A 16960-nucleotide genomic window follows, 5' to 3' on the forward strand; every position below is an offset into this window, starting at 1 on the left:
TCCAGTTAGTAAGAGTAATAAAGCGTTTACAATTAATTATATTTCAATTTTTGCTTCTTCCACAAACATTATTCTGTTGACTTGTTGCACTATTTTGATGCATAGAAACGAAAAGCTGCTCCTTCTCATCGTTGGATGAGCCTAGAGCAGCCTTTTTCCTGAATTGATCAAACCCGCCGCAAGGACTTGGGTTCAACAGATTTGCCCTAATTCCCCTTAAGGGAAGAGTCCGGCACCGGCACACCGAAATTGGGCGTACCATCTTCGTTCCATTCCAGAAACTGAGCCCGCGTATGCCGGTTCGGGTCATACAGCGGATCGCCGACGATCTCCCTGTAATTGCGGGCATGATAGACCAACACGTCACGCCCGTCTTCCGAGACGGTAAAGCTGTTGTGTCCCGGTCCGAACTGACCGGCAGCCTCATTGGAGACGAACACCGGGATCGGCGATTTCATCCAGGAGCCGGAGTCAAGCAAGTTTACAGATGCATCGGCGGAGAGCAAACCCATACAATAATGATGGTTGGTGGCACTAGCCGAATAGCTGATGAAAATACGCCCATTCCGTTTTAGTACCGCCGGTCCTTCGTTTACTTTAAAACCGATGGTTTCCCAGTCGAATTCGGGCGAAGAGATCATGACTTGTTCTCCAATCAGCGTCCAAGGATTGCTCATTCGGGAGATGTAGAGATTGGAGTTGCCTTCAATCTTCGGGTCCTTTTGTGCCCAAACATAATAACGTTCGCCTTGGTGCTCGAACATCGTTGCATCCAGCGCAAACGACTCCCATGACGTGCGAACCTGTCCTTTCTCTTGCCATATGCCTTCGAGCGGATTGGCTGAAGGGTTCTCCAGCACGTACATCCGGTGATCAAATAACCCCTCGTTCGTCTCGGTCGTTCGCGCCGCGGCAAAATAGATATACCATTTCCCTTCGATGAAATGGAGTTCCGGCGCCCAGATGTTGGCGCTCAACGGACCGGATTCATATTTACGCCAGGCCACGACCGGCTCGGCCTCCCCCAATCCTTGCAGCGTCGTCGATCGCCGGATTTCGATCCGGTCGTACTCGGGTACCGAAGCCGTAAAGTAATAATAACCGTCCTGATGCTTGTAAACCCACGGATCCGCCCTCTGCTCCACGATCGGATTCAGATACTCCTGCTTGTGACTCATCTCGGTTTCTCCTTCTCCTTCTATTATTTGGATTTCATGCCGGCCTGCTTCTCGGGCATTATTTCCGATCTAGCCTTTGACCGCTCCCGCTGTCATCCCATCGATAAAGTATTTTTGGAAAGCGACGAACAAGATGAAAATCGGAATGATGGAAAAAAACGAACCTACAATTAGCAAATCATAGTTGTTGCCGTAAGGGGTTAGCAGCGTCTTTAACCCGATTGGCAACGTATATTTGTTCGCGTCGCTCAGGACCATAAACGGCCACAGGAAATTATTCCAGCTGTTCATGCCGTTCAGGATTGCCATCGCCGCAAAAGAAGGCTTCATGATCGGCAGGATCAACCGCACGTAGATCCCGTACTCACTTGCCCCGTCAACGCGGCCGGCCGCGATAATTTCCCGGGGAATTCCTCGCAGATATTGTCTGAAGAAGAAGATGGTCGCTGCGCTGGCGATCCCCGGCAGTATGATGGCCGAGTAGGAATTCATCAGCCCGATATCGTAGGTCAACGTATACAGCGGCAGCAGCAGAATTTCGAACGGAACCATCATGATCAGCAGCACGCAGACGAACAGGACGTTTTTCCCCTTAAATTCATAAGCCGAAAACCCGTACGCCACCGTAGCGCTGACCAACAGCGTCAATGCCACCTGTATGACTGTCAGCAACAGCGAGTTGAAGAACCACATAAAATAGGAATGATTCCCTGTGAACAAGTAAACAAAGTTATCAAAGCTCATGGCAGGCAGATCAAACCGCAAATTGAGCCCGTATCGGATCAAATCCTCGCCAGGCTTAAACGAAGCTAGCGTTACGGCGTAAAATGGCAGAAGGATCAGTACGCACAGGAAGGCAAAAAACAGGAACAAGACGATTTTCATCGGCAAGCCGCGGGTTGATTTCGTCATACTTCCTCCTCCTTCTTAAACATACCGGTAAAGGCCAGCTGCGTGAGGTTAATGACCATCGTAATGACGAGAAGTACGATACCGACGGCAGCCGCATACCCCAGGTTGTTCTTCTCGATCCCTTGGCGGTATAAATAGCCAACGATAGTTAACCCGATGTTCTTCGGAGAATTGTTGCCGTTCCAGAGCATCATGCTTTCGATGAACATCGCCAGGCCGGCATAAATACTGATCGTCAAAACATAAATCGTTGTCGGCTTCAACAGCGGCATCGTGATCTTCATAAATCGCTGGATGGGTGAGGCACCATCGATCGAAGCAGCTTCGTAATATTCGTCAGGAATATTCTTAAGTCCGGATAGGAAATAGAGCATGTTCACCCCGGTCCATCGCCAGGTCGCCAGGGCCAATAAAGCAATGAAGCCGGTGGTTTGCCCTTTCAGGAACTTGATAGGCTCCACGCCAAATAACCCGAGGAAGCTATTGATCAAGGAACCTTCCATCTCCCCGAACATCAGTCGAAAAATGGTCCCGGCCACCACGACCGAGGTCAATGCCGGGAAGAAAAATGAGGACTTGAAAAACTCCCTGGCCCACATGAATTTGTTGTTGATCAATACGGCAAACAGCATCGGAAACGGAATCAGAATCACTAAAGTCAAGACCATATAGATGGCGCTGTTACCAACCGCTTTGAGGAAAATACCGTCCCCCATCAATTTCTCGTAATTGTCCATTCCGATCCACGCCGCTTCCTGCCCCAGGGTCACTTTCTGAAAGCTCATCCCGAAGGAGCTGGCCAGAGGATACACCCAAAAGATGAGGAACACGAGCACAAACGGAAAAATAAATACGTATGGTGCTACTTTTTGTGAGTATAGGAATTTTTTGACCATCGCCCTACCCCTTTTTTTAAACAGAGCTACTCCGGATGGAGTAGCTCGCTGTTTATTTCTGCAGACTTGGGATTACTTCAGTTCCTGCTCGATTTGTGCTTGCGCATCGTCCAAAGCCTGCTTGATATCCTTGCCGTCTTCAAATATTTCGTTTAACGTGACCGTACAGAGCACGTTGTTGATCGTTGGTGACGCCGAAGTCGATTTGATGAGTCGAATTTCGTCCTTGATATCGGCCAGTACGTCAAATGGATTGTTCACGAAATATTGAACGAACTGGTTATCCAGGTTATGGGTAACGTCCTTCATTTCCCATACATCCATGTTGACCGGGTCGAAACCCAACGTATTCCAGATCTCAATATTGGCATCCTCCGACAGTTTAGCGAAAGCCAAGAAATCCTTCGCCAGTTGAACATCTTTCGCCGTCTTGGTCACAACGGTTCCGGTTCCTCCGCCGCCGACCGACCGAGGCATCCCTTTCTCGATGACCGGGATCGGTGCGATCGCGATCTTTCCGGATAAATCCTTCATATAGTTCGTGTATCTCGACATTTGCCACAGCGGCATGAAAGCGGTCGCATAGTTCCCTGCGTTAAACTCCCCGTACGCTTCTTCCGTATCCGGCTGCCCGCCGGCGATCGTGGCGATGACATTGTTGTCCTGCAGGTCTTTCAGCAACGTGAGCGCCTTGACCATCGCTTCCGAATTGACGACCGGGTTCCCGGCGTCGTCCGTAAAGTCCGTCCCTTGCTGCGCCAGCAGCTGGGAAGTTTGCCACGTTGCGCTCGTATCGGCGGTCCCCATGTATTTCCCGGTTTTCTCATAAACTTGGATCCCGGCTTTTTTATAATCATCCCATGTGACGATCGTCTTGTAATCCACCCCGGCCGCTTCCAAAATTTCCGTATTGTAAAAAGCGACCGAAGCGCCGACGTGGGTCGGAATGCCGTAATTCTTACCGTCCTTGCTGTAAAGGTCGATTCTGGATTTGACGATCGTGTCTCGGTACGGGTCGATGACGTCGTTCAATTCGACCAACTGCGGCGTCCCGGCCAAGAAATCCGGGAACTTGCCCAGCTCGATATCGGCGATATCCGGAGCGCCGACGCCCGTCTGCACGGCAATCGATAATTTGTTATGCATATCATCGTAAGGCATCACGGTGACGTTCAGCTTAATTTGCCGATCCGGATTCGCGGCGTTCCACTTCTCCAACATCTTTTCAAAATGCTGTCCATGCAGTTCTACGAATGTCCAATAAGAGAGTTCTGTCGCACTTTCACCAGCACCGCCGTCCAGCACGGAGGTTTCCCCTCCGGCCGTCGTCGACGCCTTGCCGCAGCCCCATAACCAGGTAGCCATCGTTAATATCAAGAGCACTATGAATCCTTTTTTCTTCATCCTTGACCCTCCCTGACAAAATAAAATCTACACACTCCATCTACAGTCTGTTTCTCTCACTTCTAGTCAACCCGTTGGTCAATCAATGACCCTAAGAAGCGCTCACCTGTTGTGCATAGCTGATGTTGTCATCGTTCAATTGGGAGATGAACCGGCTTCTCTTAGAGGAGCACCGATTCGCTAGCTAGTTTCTTGGCTTACCCAAACGAATCACGTTCCAGGAGGCTTTGGCCAATCGCGCTTTGACATAACCGTCATCGCATGTCGCACTCCCTGCGGCGTGAGGTTTAACATCCTCCCGGTCCGCCGTATTTACGGCCTTCAAATCCTCGTGCTCCAACACGAGATGCTCGATCAGGCGGTATCCTTCAAACCCGCGGATGTCGCAATCCAGCTCAAGGGCTTCCTCTAGATGGCGGTTAACTGCAAAAATCGTAAGCGTCTCTTCCGCTTCGTTATATACAACAGCGCTGTCCAGATAAGGGACATCGGTATAATCCTTGGCATCGTATACCGGCGAGTTGACAACCGGTTGAAGTGAGACCCCCCGTCCGAAAACCGAGGCATGCATATACGGGTAAAAGATGGTTTGCTTCCAGGACCGTCCGCCATTCTCTGTCATGATCGGGGCGATGACGTTGACCAGTTGCGCCATGCAAGCCATTTTCACCCTGTCGGCATGACGCAGGAACGTAATCAGCATGCTGCCTACAAGCAAGGCGTCCTCGAAATTGTAGACGTCTTCCAGCTGAGGCGGAGCAATTCCCCAAGGCGTAAGCTTGGCGTCGGCATCGTTGGAGTGGTACCAGACGTTCCATTCGTCGAAACTGAGGTACATCGTTTTGGAGCTGCGTTTCTTCGCTTTGACATAATCGCAAGTGGCGATCACCGTCCTGATGAAATGGTCCATATCCATCGAGCGAGCCAGGAATCCGGCGCTATCGTTATCCCGGTTGCCATAATATTGATGCAGAGATATGTAGTCAGCAACCTCGTAGGTATGATCCAGCGTCACCGCTTCCCATTCAGGGAACGAAGGCATCGAAGAACTGGAGCTTCCGCAAGATACAAGCTCGATATCGGGATCCACCAAACGCATCGCCTTCGCCGTCTCGTAGGCGAGGCGGCCGTATTCCTGCGGCGTCTTCTGACCGATTTGCCAGGGGCCGTCCATCTCGTTGCCCAGGCACCAGGTTTTGATCTTGTGCGGCTGCTCGTAACCATGGCTGCGGCGCAATTCGCTCCAATAGCTACCGCCGGGATGGTTGCAGTACTCCAGTAAATTGCGGGCGGCGTCAACACCGCGAGTGCCCAGGTTCACCGCCATCATCACTTCCGAGCCAACCTCTTTAGCCCAGCTTGCAAACTCGTTTGTCCCAACCCAATTAGGCTCAACCGTTCTCCAAGCCAGCTCCAGGCGCTTAGGTCTCGCTTCAACCGGACCGACTCCATCCTCCCAGTTGTACCCGGATACGAAGTTCCCGCCGGGATACCGGATGATCGGAACGTTCAGCTGTTTGACCAGCTCCTTTACGTCGTTGCGGAATCCCAATCGGTCGGCCGCCGGATGCGAAGGCTCATAAATCCCTCCGTAGACCGCTCGGCCCAGATGTTCAATGAAGGAGCCGTAAATCCGCCGATCCACTTCGGCAATCTTAAAGGCTTTGTCTACGACCATCGTTGCTCGCGGTGCTGCTGATGACATGTTGACCACCTTCCGTTTTAGTAAATACTAAACCATTTCGAATTTCCTTGAATGAATACGTTTACAGGTATAAAATAACATATGAAATTAAGGTTGTAAATATATTTATCTAAACTGTTTTATGTTTTTATAAAATTAATGAGATAAAACATCCTGTAACACCTGAAAAACACTGTAATTCACATGAATTTTCAATAAAACAATGAAATTAAGTTTAGATTAACATGAAGCTAATTGCGCATTTATTACAAAATTAAACTATTTTTTGAACTATATTTACATATTTTGATTTGATACTTTATTAAACGACCAAGTTAGTTTATAATAATCTAAAATAAAAGAATCCATTATCCTATTGGAAGAAGGTTCGAATATCCGATGATCTATATTAAGGATTTGATGAGCGGGATCGACATTTTTAAAGCATTAAGCTCCGAGATCAGGATTCAAATCCTCGAACTGCTGGCGAAGAACCAAGCCTTAAATCTGAACGACCTGGCCACCAAACTAGGCTTAAGCAACGGGGCCATTACCATGCATATTAAGAAGCTCGAAGAGAGCGGTTTGATCGAAATCAATACTTCGGTAGGCAAACATGGCATCCAGAAGATTTGTTATTTGAACAAAGACAAGCTGATGGTCGACCTGCGGAGCAAGGATGTCGACAATTTATATGAAGTGGAAATTCAAGTGGGTCACTACAGTAATTATCAGGTTGCTCCAACCTGCGGGCTCGCGACAAAGGACAGCATCATCGGCGATTTTGACGAACCTCGCTACTTTGCCGATCCGCAGCGAATCGATTCGGAGATCATTTGGTTGTCCGAGGGTTTCCTCGAATATCGCATTCCGAACTACCTCAAGCCGAATCAGACCTTTCGGGAAATTCAATTTTCGATGGAGCTTGGTTCGGAGGCCCCAGGATATTGCGACAACTACCCATCCGACATCTATTTCTATTTGAACGGCGTTGAAATTGGCTTCTGGACGAGTCCGGGAGATTTCGGCGATGCACGCGGCACGTTTAACCCGGATTGGTGGCCGCCGCATCTGAACCAATACGGCATGCTGAAGCTGATCCGGATCAACAATGAGGGCAGCTTTATCGACGGATGCCGCATCTCCGACGTCACACTGGAGCAGATCAACCTTGATTACAAAAGCGAGCTGACGTTTCGCATCGCCGTCACCGACAAGCCGATCAACAAGCGGGGGTTGACTATCTTCGGCAAGAACTTCGGCAACTACAGCCAGGACCTCCTGGCCCGGGTGCTGTATGATGTGCGAGAGGAATAACAAAAGAAGCAGCGATCAGGTTCCCCATTCGGCCTGAAAGCTGCTTTTTTTATGAACAACCTATTCTACATCGTTTGCCCGTTATCGACGGTAACGATTTGCCCGGTCAGTGAGGGCTGTTCCAGGACAGCGGCGATGAGTGCGGCAATTTCCTCCGGTGTGGAGATCCGGTCCAAGGGCAGATGATGAATGAGCGCACGCATCTGCTCCTCCTTACCTGCCCACCAACGCGTGTCTACCGCTCCGGGGGCTACGCCGGTGACGCGAATGTCCGGCGCCAAGGCATGGGCCAGCGATTTCGTCAAACCATGGACGGCGGCCTTCGATACTGCATACGGAAGCGAAGAGCCTTTCCCCGTGATTCCTGCGATGCTGCCGACGTTGACGATGGCTCCCTTCCCGGCCTTCAAATACGGCGCGGCGGCCCGTGCACAGTTGAACATGCCTTTGACATTCACCGCAAACAAATCGTCCCATGCCTCCTCCGTGACCGCCTCCAGATCGTCCATGGCGATATATCGGGTGATGCTGGCGTTATTGACCAAGTAATGGATCGTGCCGAAGGACTTGACGATTTGCTCGATCATGGAGACGACCTCCGCATTTCGGGCCACATCGGCCTGAATGGCCATCGCACGGCCGCCGAATTGCCGAATGGCCTGCGCGGTCTCCTCGGCCTCCACCGCGGAACGGGAGTAGTTGATGGCGACGATCGCCCCGCGTTCGGCCAGCAGCATGGCTGTAGCTCTGCCGATTCCCGTACCGCCCCCGGTAACCAGAACAACCTTGTTAAGGTAACCCATATTTACATCTCCTCCTGCATCAAATATGGACTCGTTGCCTTCGCGTGGATCTGCGGGCTGCGTTTCGCCTGCCAGTTCACCAGGAATACGCCCGCGCAGGCCAAGGCTCCGCCAACGTATACATACCAATCGATGTGCTCGCCAAGCAGCAGCCAGCTGCAAAGCACGCTAAAGATCGGAACAAGGAACAGGAACGAGCTCGTTTTTCCCGGATCGCTATGGCTAAGCAAATAGAACCAAAGCGTAAATTGGACGATGGAACAGAAGAGAACCATCCAAACGACCACCAACCCCGACGTAACATTCAGATCAAAGACGGGCTTCTCCCCTATTAAGCTGAGGGTCAGCATCATAACGCCGCCTGCGAGCATTTGGTAGGCGGCCAGCACGCTTTTATCGAACGCCGGGCTAAATCGATTGATGAGCAACGTGGCGACGGTAAAGCAAACCGCTCCGGCAAAAGCAAACACCATGCCGGGGTCCAGGCTCATATGCAGCCCAAAGGTGATCATCACGCCGATAAAACCGATCGCTACGCCAAACCATTGCCTCACGCGATAAGCAGTGCCCATCAACGCACCCCATAGGATCAGCATGAGCGGGCTGGTACTCGAGATAATCGCCGACTCCCCGGAGGTGATCCATCTCATGCTGTAAGCGGTGAATCCCATCACCCCCACCGATTGAAATAAACCGAGCAGCAGGATCTGCCGCCAGGAATTGACTCCTTGGGGTTGCGGTTTTTTAGCGCTGAATAAGGCAAGTAATCCCCCGGCAAACAAGAACCGGAGTCCCATTAACATAAGCGGGGTCGTATAAACCATTCCCAGCTTAGCAACGGGGTAGGCCGTCCCCATTAAGAACGTGGTCAACAGCAGCAAACCTGTATATTTATAAGTCCTCATGTAGCTCTTCCTCCCATGGTGTCATTCTTGTTTGTATTGTAAGGGAGGTTTGAAATTATGTATAATGATTGGTAGAGATAGTTGATATCATTTTTGGTGATATCCGTACAAAAGGAGGACTCCCCGATGGAAAGCGCAGAATTACGCATTTTTCAAGCCGTTGCCCGAGAAGGCTCCATCACGAAAGCCGCCGACCGGCTGGGTTATGTACAGTCCAATGTGACCGCTCGCATTAGACAACTGGAGACTGAGCTGGGGACGGGGCTGTTCTACCGCCATAACCGAGGCATGACCTTGACCTCCAGCGGCAAAATGCTGCTGGATTACGCCGATAAAATCGTCGGCCTTCTGGACGAAGCGGCAGCAGCGCTTTCCTTCTCCGGCGAGCCTACCGGTCCGTTGCTGATCGGCTCGACCCAAACAACGGCAGCCGTTCGGCTGCCCAAGCTGCTGAGCAAGTATTACGAAATGCATCCAAAGGTCGAATTAACGCTGACCACCGATCTCTCCGACCGTCTGGCGGAGAAGGTGATCCATTACGATCTAGACGTAGCCTTCGGCAACTTCCGCTACAATCATGACGAGTTGACCCGTATTCCCGTGTTCGACGAGGAGGTTGTCGTCATTTCTCCCCCGGGCATTGATAACCTGGACGAAGCCCTGACGAAGCCAAGCCTTGTCTACAGCCGAGGCTGTACCTACCGCGAAATGCTGGAAGAAATGCAGCAGTCTCGCGGCCGAACTTACGTGGGAGCAATGGAATTCGGCACGCTGGAAGCGATCCTCGGCGGCGTTTCGGCCGGCCTCGGCATCTCGCTGGTGCCGCGGATCGTCGCCGAGAAGCAGGCGCAGGACGGTACCGTGCGGATTCATGAGGTCCCCGAAGCGATGCGCCATATGCAGACCGAGCTCATCTACCGCAAAAACGCCCAACCAACCAGCGCACTCCGCGCTTTGATTGATTTGTTGAGCGTGGCTTAAGGGGCTTTTGGCCGTGGCCGTGGCCGGACATAAATAGCGGTAAAAAATCACCTTATTTCCGACGGAACGCCCGTTTTCACCGGAATAAGGTGATTTTTTGGTCTTATTTCGCCCCGGAATCCCTTTGGAAGGCGGAATACGGGGAGATAAGGTGATTTTGTGGCGCTATTTCGCCAAAAAATCGAAGTTTACGCGAAATAAGGTGATGGATCACCGCTATTTCGCGCCAAACGAGCCGGCAGCCCGGCCGCGGGACGGTTCGCGCGCTAGGCCTGCTCCGCCTCGTTCAGCGCCCGCAGCAGCGTGCGGCGGTCGCGCACCAGGTGGGCTTCGCGCAGGCTGCGCGCGAACAGCTCCTCGCCGACGCCCAGCTCGGCGAGGGTTGCCGGCCCGCCGGCCTTGCGCAGCAGGCCGCGGAGCTCGGCTTCGCCGGGCAGGTCCCGCAGCCAGGCGCGGACCTGCTCCCCGTGCTCCCGGAGCGCCGCCGGCTCGGCGCCCGGGAAGGTCCCTTCGCCCGCGGCGTGGTACGCACGGGCGATTTCGGCGCAAGCAACGCCGACTTTGGCGCCGTGCAGCAGCGCCCGCCGGCCCAAGCGCAGGTATTCCATCTCCCAATAATGGGAGAGATGGTGTTCTGCGCCGGAGGCCGGGTGCGACTGCCCGAACAGCAGCATGGCGATGCCCGATTCGATCAGCGCCGTCATCAAGGCGCGGATCCCTTCTTCCGTGCGCGCGCCAATCGCATCGGCGTGAGTCACGCTGTTCAAGAGCGCGCGCTCGGTTATCGCCGCCGCCTGTTCGTCATAGGGTTCCCCCGCGGTCAGACGGGAGAACTTCCAGTCGAACAGGCTGGTATACTTGCCGAGCATATCGCCAAAACCCGCGGCGACCAGCCGCTGCGGGGCCGCCATCAGAACGTCGAGGTCGGCGAATATCGCTACCGGCGGCACCGCCGGCACTGTCTTCTTGACCCCGCGAATAATGAGCGGCGCGCCCGCGGAGGTGAAGCCGTCCACGGACGGTGCCGTTGGCACCGATACGAACGGCTTGCCGGTCTTGTGCGCGGCAAACCGGACGATATCGTGAATCGTCCCGGAGCCCACAGCGATGAGCGCGTCCGTCTCCTCGGGACGGATCTCCAGCAGCAGCTGGACAAGCGCGATCTCGTCAGCGACGACATCGCCCTGCGCGTCAGGCTGAATCAGGCAAACACGCGTCTCGACGGCCTCGGCCGCCAGCAAACCGCTCAGTTGCTCCCCCGCCGCCGCATACGTGTGATCGTCCGCCACCAGCAGGACATGATCATAACCTTGTTCCCGCAAGTAAGGAACGACCTTCCGGATTGCACCCCGTTCTAGTTCAATCACTTTCAATTGCTCCAATAACCTGTCTTTCAGCATGGTATCCCCTCCCTGGGCCATCCATCGACTCCTGCAACCTTCCGCAACATCCTAATACTTCCCGCAGCTTCCGCAATAGGCGACAGGCGAAGCCTTTGAGCCATCGGTACGTTACTCGCCAGCCCATCTCTCCGCCCGTCCCCTACTCTTACTCCGCTGCCTGCTTAATCCGCTTCAGACGCTTCATCACGTCGTTTTCCCCGCGGCCAAAATAATCGTGAAGCTGGCTGTACTCCTGGTACAACTTCTCATACACTTCCACGTGCGCCGGAATCGGCTTGAACGTTTCCTCCTTGACGCGGGCCATCTTCCCGGCCGCATCCAGGATCGAATCGTACCCGCCAGCCGCCTCACCCGCCGCAACGGCCGCGAACATCGCCGCACCAAGAGCCGGCGTCTGCTTGGAATCCGCCACAAAAATCTCGCGGTTCGTCACATCCGCATAAATTTGCATCAACAGGCGGTTTTTCTGCGGCAGTCCCCCACAGGCATACAGCGCATCCACCCGTACGCCGTTTTGATCAAACGCGTCAACGATTTTGCGCGTGCCAAAAGCCGTCGATTCCAACAGCGCCCGGTAAATCTCCTGCGGCTTGGTCAGCAGCGTCATCCCCACAATCAGACCGGTCAAATCGGTATCCACCAGCACGGACCGGTTGCCGTTCCACCAATCCAGCGCGAGCAGGCCGGTTTGCCCCGGTTGGTACGCGGCCGCTTCCCGCTCCAGCCATTGGTGCACATTCAGGCCATCCTTCTCGGCGGCCTCCTTCACGTAAGCCGGCAACGCTTCTTCGACGTACCATTCAAAAATATCGCCCACGGCCGACTGCCCAGCCTCATAACCGTACAAGCCCGGAATGATTCCATCCTCGACCACGCCGCACATGCCTTCCACCTGTTTCTCTTCCGTCCCCAGCAGCATGTGGCAAATCGAGGTTCCCATCGCCATGACCAGCTTGCCCGGCGAAACGACGCCGACGGCCGGCACGGCCGCATGCGCGTCCACGTTGCCCACCGCCACGGCGATGCCTGGCGTCAGGCCCATCATCTCGGCCATCTCCGGCAGAAGTCCGCCCGCGTTCGTCCCCAGCGGAATCACGTCGCCGCGCAGCTTCGTATCCGTCAAATCCTCCATCCGAGGATCCAGAGCCTTAAAATACGCCTTGCTCGGATATCCGTCTTGCTTATGCCATATTGCTTTATAACCTGCCGTACAACTGTTGCGGACGATGTTGCCGGTCATTTGCGCAATAACCCAATCGGTCGCTTCCAGAAACAGATCTGTCTTCTCGTAGATCTCCGGCGCTTCATCGAGAATTTGCCATACCTTGGCCATCATCCATTCGGAGGAAATCTTCCCCCCATATCGCGGCAAAAAAGCCTCTCCCCGCTCAGCCGCAATCGCGTTGATCTTGTCGGCCTCCGGCTGGGCCGCATGGTGCTTCCATAACTTCACCCAGCTATGCGGGTTGTCGGCCAGCTCCGGATCGAAGCTAAGCGGCTGACCTTGGGCGTCCACCGGGAGCATCGTGCAGGCGGTAAAATCGATCCCGATCCCGATCACGTCCGCCGGATCGATCCCCGATTCCTTTAGCACCGCGGGCACGGAGCGCCGAAGCACCTCCAGATAGTCGCCGGGATGCTGCAAGGCCCAATCATGCTCGAGCTTGATCCCGGAACCGGGCAGCCGCTCGTCGATGACATGATGCGGATATGGCGTGACATGGTCAGCGACCTCCCGGCCGTCCGACAAATCTACCAGCACTGCGCGTCCGGACTGGGTGCCGTAGTCGACGCCGATCGTGTACTTTTTCCCTTTGCTCATGGTTATCCCTCCCCGTTATTTCTGCCCGTAATAAGCATTTACTCCGTGCTTCCGCAAAAAATGCCGATCCAACAGCGTCTGATCCATCGCCTGCGTATCCGGGTTGATCTGCAGCATGCGGGCGGCGATTTTCGCTACTTCCTCCAGCACGACCGCGTTATGAACGGCATTATGCGCATCCTTGCCCCATACGAACGGGGCATGCGAATGCACAAGCACCCCAGGCACCTGGTTCGGATCGAGGCCAAGCTCGGTAAACCGCTCCACGATGACATTGCCTGTCTCCAACTCGTAAGCACCCTCGATTTCTTCCCGCGTCATCGGCCGCGTTACCGGGATCTCTCCGTAGAAGTAATCGGCATGCGTCGTTCCGTACGCCGGTAATCCCCGCCCCGCCTGGGCCCAACTGGTTCCCCATGGGGAATGCGTGTGCACGACCCCGCCGATTTCGGGGAATTCACGGTAGAGCACCCGATGCGTTGGCGTATCGGAGGACGGTCGCAGGTTCCCCTCCACTACATTGCCTTCCAGATCGACCACGACCATATGCTCCGGCTTTAATTCCTCATACGGCACGCCGCTTGGTTTGATGACGAACAATCCGCTTTCCCGATCGATCCCGCTGACGTTTCCCCACGTAAACGTGACCAGGCCATATTTGGGCAACTCCAAATTGGCTTCCCACACCTGCTGCTTTAAGGCTTCCAACATCGCTTGATCCAACCCCTTTCCTCATCCCATGTGATCCCATATAACAAAAGGTACGTACAAGTTACCAAGCACCTGCTTCAACCTAAAGCGGCACCGCCCCGCCGAACTTCAGCAGGACGATGACACCGCCAAGTTGTCTCATTCCCGTTTATTTCTGACCCGTCAGTTCCAGCACCGAATCCCGTTCAATCAGCTCCGGTTCAAACACCGTATCGCCCGGCGTTTCTCCCCGCTCAATCATCCCGATCAGTTGGCGGGCAGCGAGCTCTCCCATCGTTGTTTTTGGGTGGGTCAGCGTCGTCAGCTTCGTGCCCGAGGCTGCCGCCAGGCTGGAATCGTCGAAACCGATGACGGACAAATCCTCAGGTACCCGTAAGCCGCATGCGGCCGCGGCGTCCATCAGCATCACCGCCAGCTCGTCGTTATAACACACCAATGCGGTTGGACGCTGATCCGGCGTTTTTTGAAGCAGCTCCAGCGCTTTTTGATAGGCGTACTCGCCTTTTTGCTCCGTCGTAAACGTCACCACATGCTGCGGTGACACCGCAATCCCGAAGTCCCGATGGGCGGACAGGAAGCCCTTCAGTCGGTTTACGCCCTGCAGGTCATCCCTTTTGAAGAACCCGGCGATCTGCCGGTGCCCCTTCTCCAGCAAGTAACGCGCCGCCTTCCGGCCTCCCGCCTCGTCATCCACCTTCAGGCAAGGGCATTCCAACTCGTGATACTTCTCATTGATCATGAGATACGGAATGCCCTTCTCCTGCAGCTCCAAAAAATACCCCAAATTCGGGTTGCCCTCCGCGCTTTTCGTCGGCTCGATGATCAGTCCGCTGAGCGGCTGGCTCGTCATGAGCTGAAGACTGTCCATCTCCTTCTCCTTCGTATTGTCCGTGCTCGACAGCATCAATCGATACCCCTGTTGGCGCAGCTCCGCTTCCGCCCCCCGAACGATATGGGGAAAAATATAATCCGAAATATACGTCGTCATGATCCCGATCGTCTTGACCGCTTCGCCGTCTCGCCGTCCGGGATGCCGGACGAATGTGCCCTTGCCCTGGATGCGCTCCAGCCAGCCGTCCTTCTCCAGCTCGCCGAACGTTTGCCGAACCGTCTGCCGGCTTAAGCCGAACTGCTCCGCGATCTCGTTCTCCGACGGAACCTGTTTCCCGGGCTGGAGCTTTCCTTGCTCGAGCCAAGACAACAATTCGTTTTTGAGCTGCATATATTTCGGGATTTTCCGGTCATTCATGTTTCGTCCACCCTTCACCAATGCCACCGTTCTATTGACTACCCGTTATTGTAACATAGGCCGGGCGAACGTATCGGGCCGAAATCATCGGCCGATTGGGACTGTGATTAACGCAGCCGGTAAGCCGCATCGCTCCAGCGCAGCTCATTCTTAAATCGAGGTACCGAGGTATCCTTGTCGATGATCACCGCTTCGATGCCGGTCATTTCCGCCCAATCGGACAGGTTCTCCGCCGTGATGGCGTAAGACAACACCGTATGGTGCGCCCCGCCGGCTAAAATCCACGCCTCCGCCGATTCTCGCAGCGAAGGCTGCGGCTTCCACAACACGCGAGCGACCGGCAGCTTCGGCATCGGCTTCTCTACCTTCACGCCGTCCACCACGTTGACCAGCAGCCGGAAACGATGGCCCAGATCGACGAGCGAAGCGTTGACCGCCGGACCGGCCTGGCCGTCGAATACGATCCGTGCCGGATCGGCTTTGCCGCCGATGCCCAGCGGATGTACCTCGATGGTAGGCTTCGTCGCGGCAATCGTCGGGCACACCTCCAGCATGTGCGCGCCAAGAATCATGTGGTTACCCGGCTCAAAATGATACGTGTAGTCCTCCATAAACGAGGTGCTCTTGTTGTTCGCCAGCACCTTCAATACGCGCGTCAAAGCCGCGGTTTTCCAGTCGCCTTCGCCGCCGAAGCCGTATCCGGCTTCCATCAGCCGCTGCACGGCCAGACCCGGAAGCTGCTTGAGCCCATGCAGGTCTTCGAACGTTGTCGTAAACGCGCCAAAGCCGCCTTGCTCCAAAAACCGCTTCATGGCGATTTCAAGCTTCGCCTGATAGGCGATAGATTCGCGAACTGGTCCGTTGCTTAGGCCCGCTTGCGTAATCGCGTACTGCTCGGCGTAATCCTTCAGCAGCGCTTCGGCTTCCGCATCGCTGACTTCGTTTAACACCTGCACCAGATCACCGACGCCATATCCGTTCACTGACCAACCGAACTTGATTTGCGCTTCGACCTTGTCGCCTTCCGTCACCGCCACCTCGCGCATGTTGTCGCCGAAGCGGGCCACCTTAAGCTGACGGCTCTCAGCATAAGCGGCCGCCGTCCGCATCCAGCCGGCGATCGAGCCGCGCACTTCGCCGTCTTCCCAATGGCCGACCACGATTTTGCGAGCGATGCCCAGCCGGGCGCCGATATGGCCATACTCACGGTCGCCGTGGGCCGACTGGTTCAGGTTCATGAAGTCCATATCGATGGTTTCCCAAGGAATATCGCGGTTAAACTGCGTATGGAAATGCAACAGCGGTTTTTGCATCTGCGACAAGCCGGCGATCCACATTTTGGCCGGCGAGAACGTGTGCATCCAGGTGATGATCCCCGCGCAGGTCTCATCGCCGTTCGCGGCCAGGATCAACTTGTAGATTTCGTCTGGCGTCGTTACGATCGGTTTGAACATGACCGGGAATCCGATCGCCGGGTCTTGGTCCAGTTGTTCTGCGATGATGCGGGAATGGGCGGCCACCTCCTCCAGCGTTTCAGGGCCGTATAAGTGCTGGCTGCCGGTCACGAACCAAAAAGAATGCGGTTTCAATTTCATATGCCAAAGCGCCTCCTAATCATAAATAACTGCTAGCTAACTTGTACATACCATATCGGTATTTTCGACAATTCTTCTCTAATTGTACGTACAAGTCGAT

The 16960-nt window shown here is 54.5% G+C and carries 14 protein-coding genes; 2 read left to right on the forward strand and 12 right to left on the reverse strand.

The window, feature by feature from the left end:
• Nucleotides 1-206: 206 nt before the first annotated feature.
• The 5 genes from MKZ15_RS16650 to MKZ15_RS16670 form a co-directional block, all read right to left on the reverse strand.
• Nucleotides 207-1178, reverse strand: coding sequence for a family 43 glycosylhydrolase (locus tag MKZ15_RS16650; protein WP_339816997.1), 972 nt, complete (start codon nt 1176-1178; stop codon nt 207-209).
• 69 nt (nt 1179-1247) lie between these two features.
• A complete protein-coding gene (locus MKZ15_RS16655) occupies nt 1248-2090 on the reverse strand; it encodes a carbohydrate ABC transporter permease (RefSeq protein ID WP_339816998.1) in 843 nt (280 codons plus the stop codon).
• On the reverse strand, nt 2087-2986 hold the full coding sequence (locus tag MKZ15_RS16660) for a sugar ABC transporter permease (protein WP_193416447.1): 900 nt from the start codon (nt 2984-2986) through the stop codon (nt 2087-2089). Before MKZ15_RS16660 ends, MKZ15_RS16655 begins: the two co-directional genes overlap by 4 nt.
• Before the next feature lie 72 nt (nt 2987-3058).
• A complete protein-coding gene (locus tag MKZ15_RS16665) occupies nt 3059-4390 on the reverse strand; it encodes an extracellular solute-binding protein (RefSeq protein ID WP_339817000.1) in 1332 nt (443 codons plus the stop codon).
• Nucleotides 4391-4574: 184 nt separating this feature from the next.
• Nucleotides 4575-6095, reverse strand: coding sequence for an alpha-N-arabinofuranosidase (locus MKZ15_RS16670; protein WP_193416449.1), 1521 nt, complete (start codon nt 6093-6095; stop codon nt 4575-4577).
• Nucleotides 6096-6473: 378 nt separating this feature from the next.
• On the opposite strand from MKZ15_RS16670, the gene MKZ15_RS16675 reads away from it, so the two are divergent.
• Entirely contained in the window at nt 6474-7391 is a 918-nt protein-coding gene (locus tag MKZ15_RS16675; RefSeq protein WP_193416450.1) for a winged helix-turn-helix transcriptional regulator, read from the forward strand.
• 65 nt (nt 7392-7456) lie between these two features.
• On the opposite strand, the gene MKZ15_RS16680 is transcribed toward MKZ15_RS16675, so the two are convergent.
• Both MKZ15_RS16680 and MKZ15_RS16685 read right to left on the reverse strand, forming a co-directional pair.
• Complete coding sequence (locus MKZ15_RS16680) at nt 7457-8194, reverse strand: SDR family oxidoreductase (RefSeq protein ID WP_339817002.1); 738 nt, start codon at nt 8192-8194, stop codon at nt 7457-7459.
• A 2-nt stretch (nt 8195-8196) separates the two neighbouring features.
• Nucleotides 8197-9099 (reverse strand): EamA family transporter, encoded by a 903-nt coding sequence (locus tag MKZ15_RS16685; RefSeq protein WP_339817003.1) that lies wholly within the window; start codon nt 9097-9099, stop codon nt 8197-8199.
• Between the two features lie 126 nt (nt 9100-9225).
• On the opposite strand from MKZ15_RS16685, the gene MKZ15_RS16690 reads away from it, so the two are divergent.
• Nucleotides 9226-10080 carry a LysR family transcriptional regulator gene (locus MKZ15_RS16690; RefSeq protein ID WP_193416452.1) on the forward strand — a complete coding sequence of 285 codons (855 nt, stop codon included), beginning with the start codon at nt 9226-9228 and terminating at the stop codon, nt 10078-10080.
• Between the two features lie 266 nt (nt 10081-10346).
• On the opposite strand, the gene MKZ15_RS16695 is transcribed toward MKZ15_RS16690, so the two are convergent.
• The 5 genes from MKZ15_RS16695 to araA all read right to left on the reverse strand — a co-directional run bounded on the left by MKZ15_RS16695 (nt 10347) and on the right by araA (nt 16860).
• Nucleotides 10347-11480, reverse strand: a complete 1134-nt coding sequence (locus MKZ15_RS16695; protein ID WP_339817004.1) for a sn-glycerol-1-phosphate dehydrogenase — start codon at nt 11478-11480, stop codon at nt 10347-10349.
• 148 nt (nt 11481-11628) lie between these two features.
• Nucleotides 11629-13305 (reverse strand): ribulokinase, encoded by a 1677-nt coding sequence (locus MKZ15_RS16700; RefSeq protein ID WP_339817005.1) that lies wholly within the window; start codon nt 13303-13305, stop codon nt 11629-11631.
• Between the two features lie 15 nt (nt 13306-13320).
• Nucleotides 13321-14016, reverse strand: a complete 696-nt coding sequence (araD, locus tag MKZ15_RS16705) for an L-ribulose-5-phosphate 4-epimerase (protein ID WP_339822455.1) — start codon at nt 14014-14016, stop codon at nt 13321-13323.
• A gap of 148 nt (nt 14017-14164) precedes the next feature.
• Nucleotides 14165-15265 carry a GntR family transcriptional regulator gene (locus MKZ15_RS16710; protein WP_193416455.1) on the reverse strand — a complete coding sequence of 367 codons (1101 nt, stop codon included), beginning with the start codon at nt 15263-15265 and terminating at the stop codon, nt 14165-14167.
• Nucleotides 15266-15372: 107 nt separating this feature from the next.
• Nucleotides 15373-16860, reverse strand: coding sequence for an L-arabinose isomerase (gene araA / locus MKZ15_RS16715; RefSeq protein WP_339817007.1), 1488 nt, complete (start codon nt 16858-16860; stop codon nt 15373-15375).
• Between the last annotated feature and the right edge of the window lie 100 nt (nt 16861-16960).

The organism is Paenibacillus sp. FSL R7-0216, from assembly GCF_037969915.1.
GTDB classification, from domain to species: Bacteria; Bacillota; Bacilli; order Paenibacillales; family Paenibacillaceae; genus Fontibacillus; species Fontibacillus rhizolycopersici.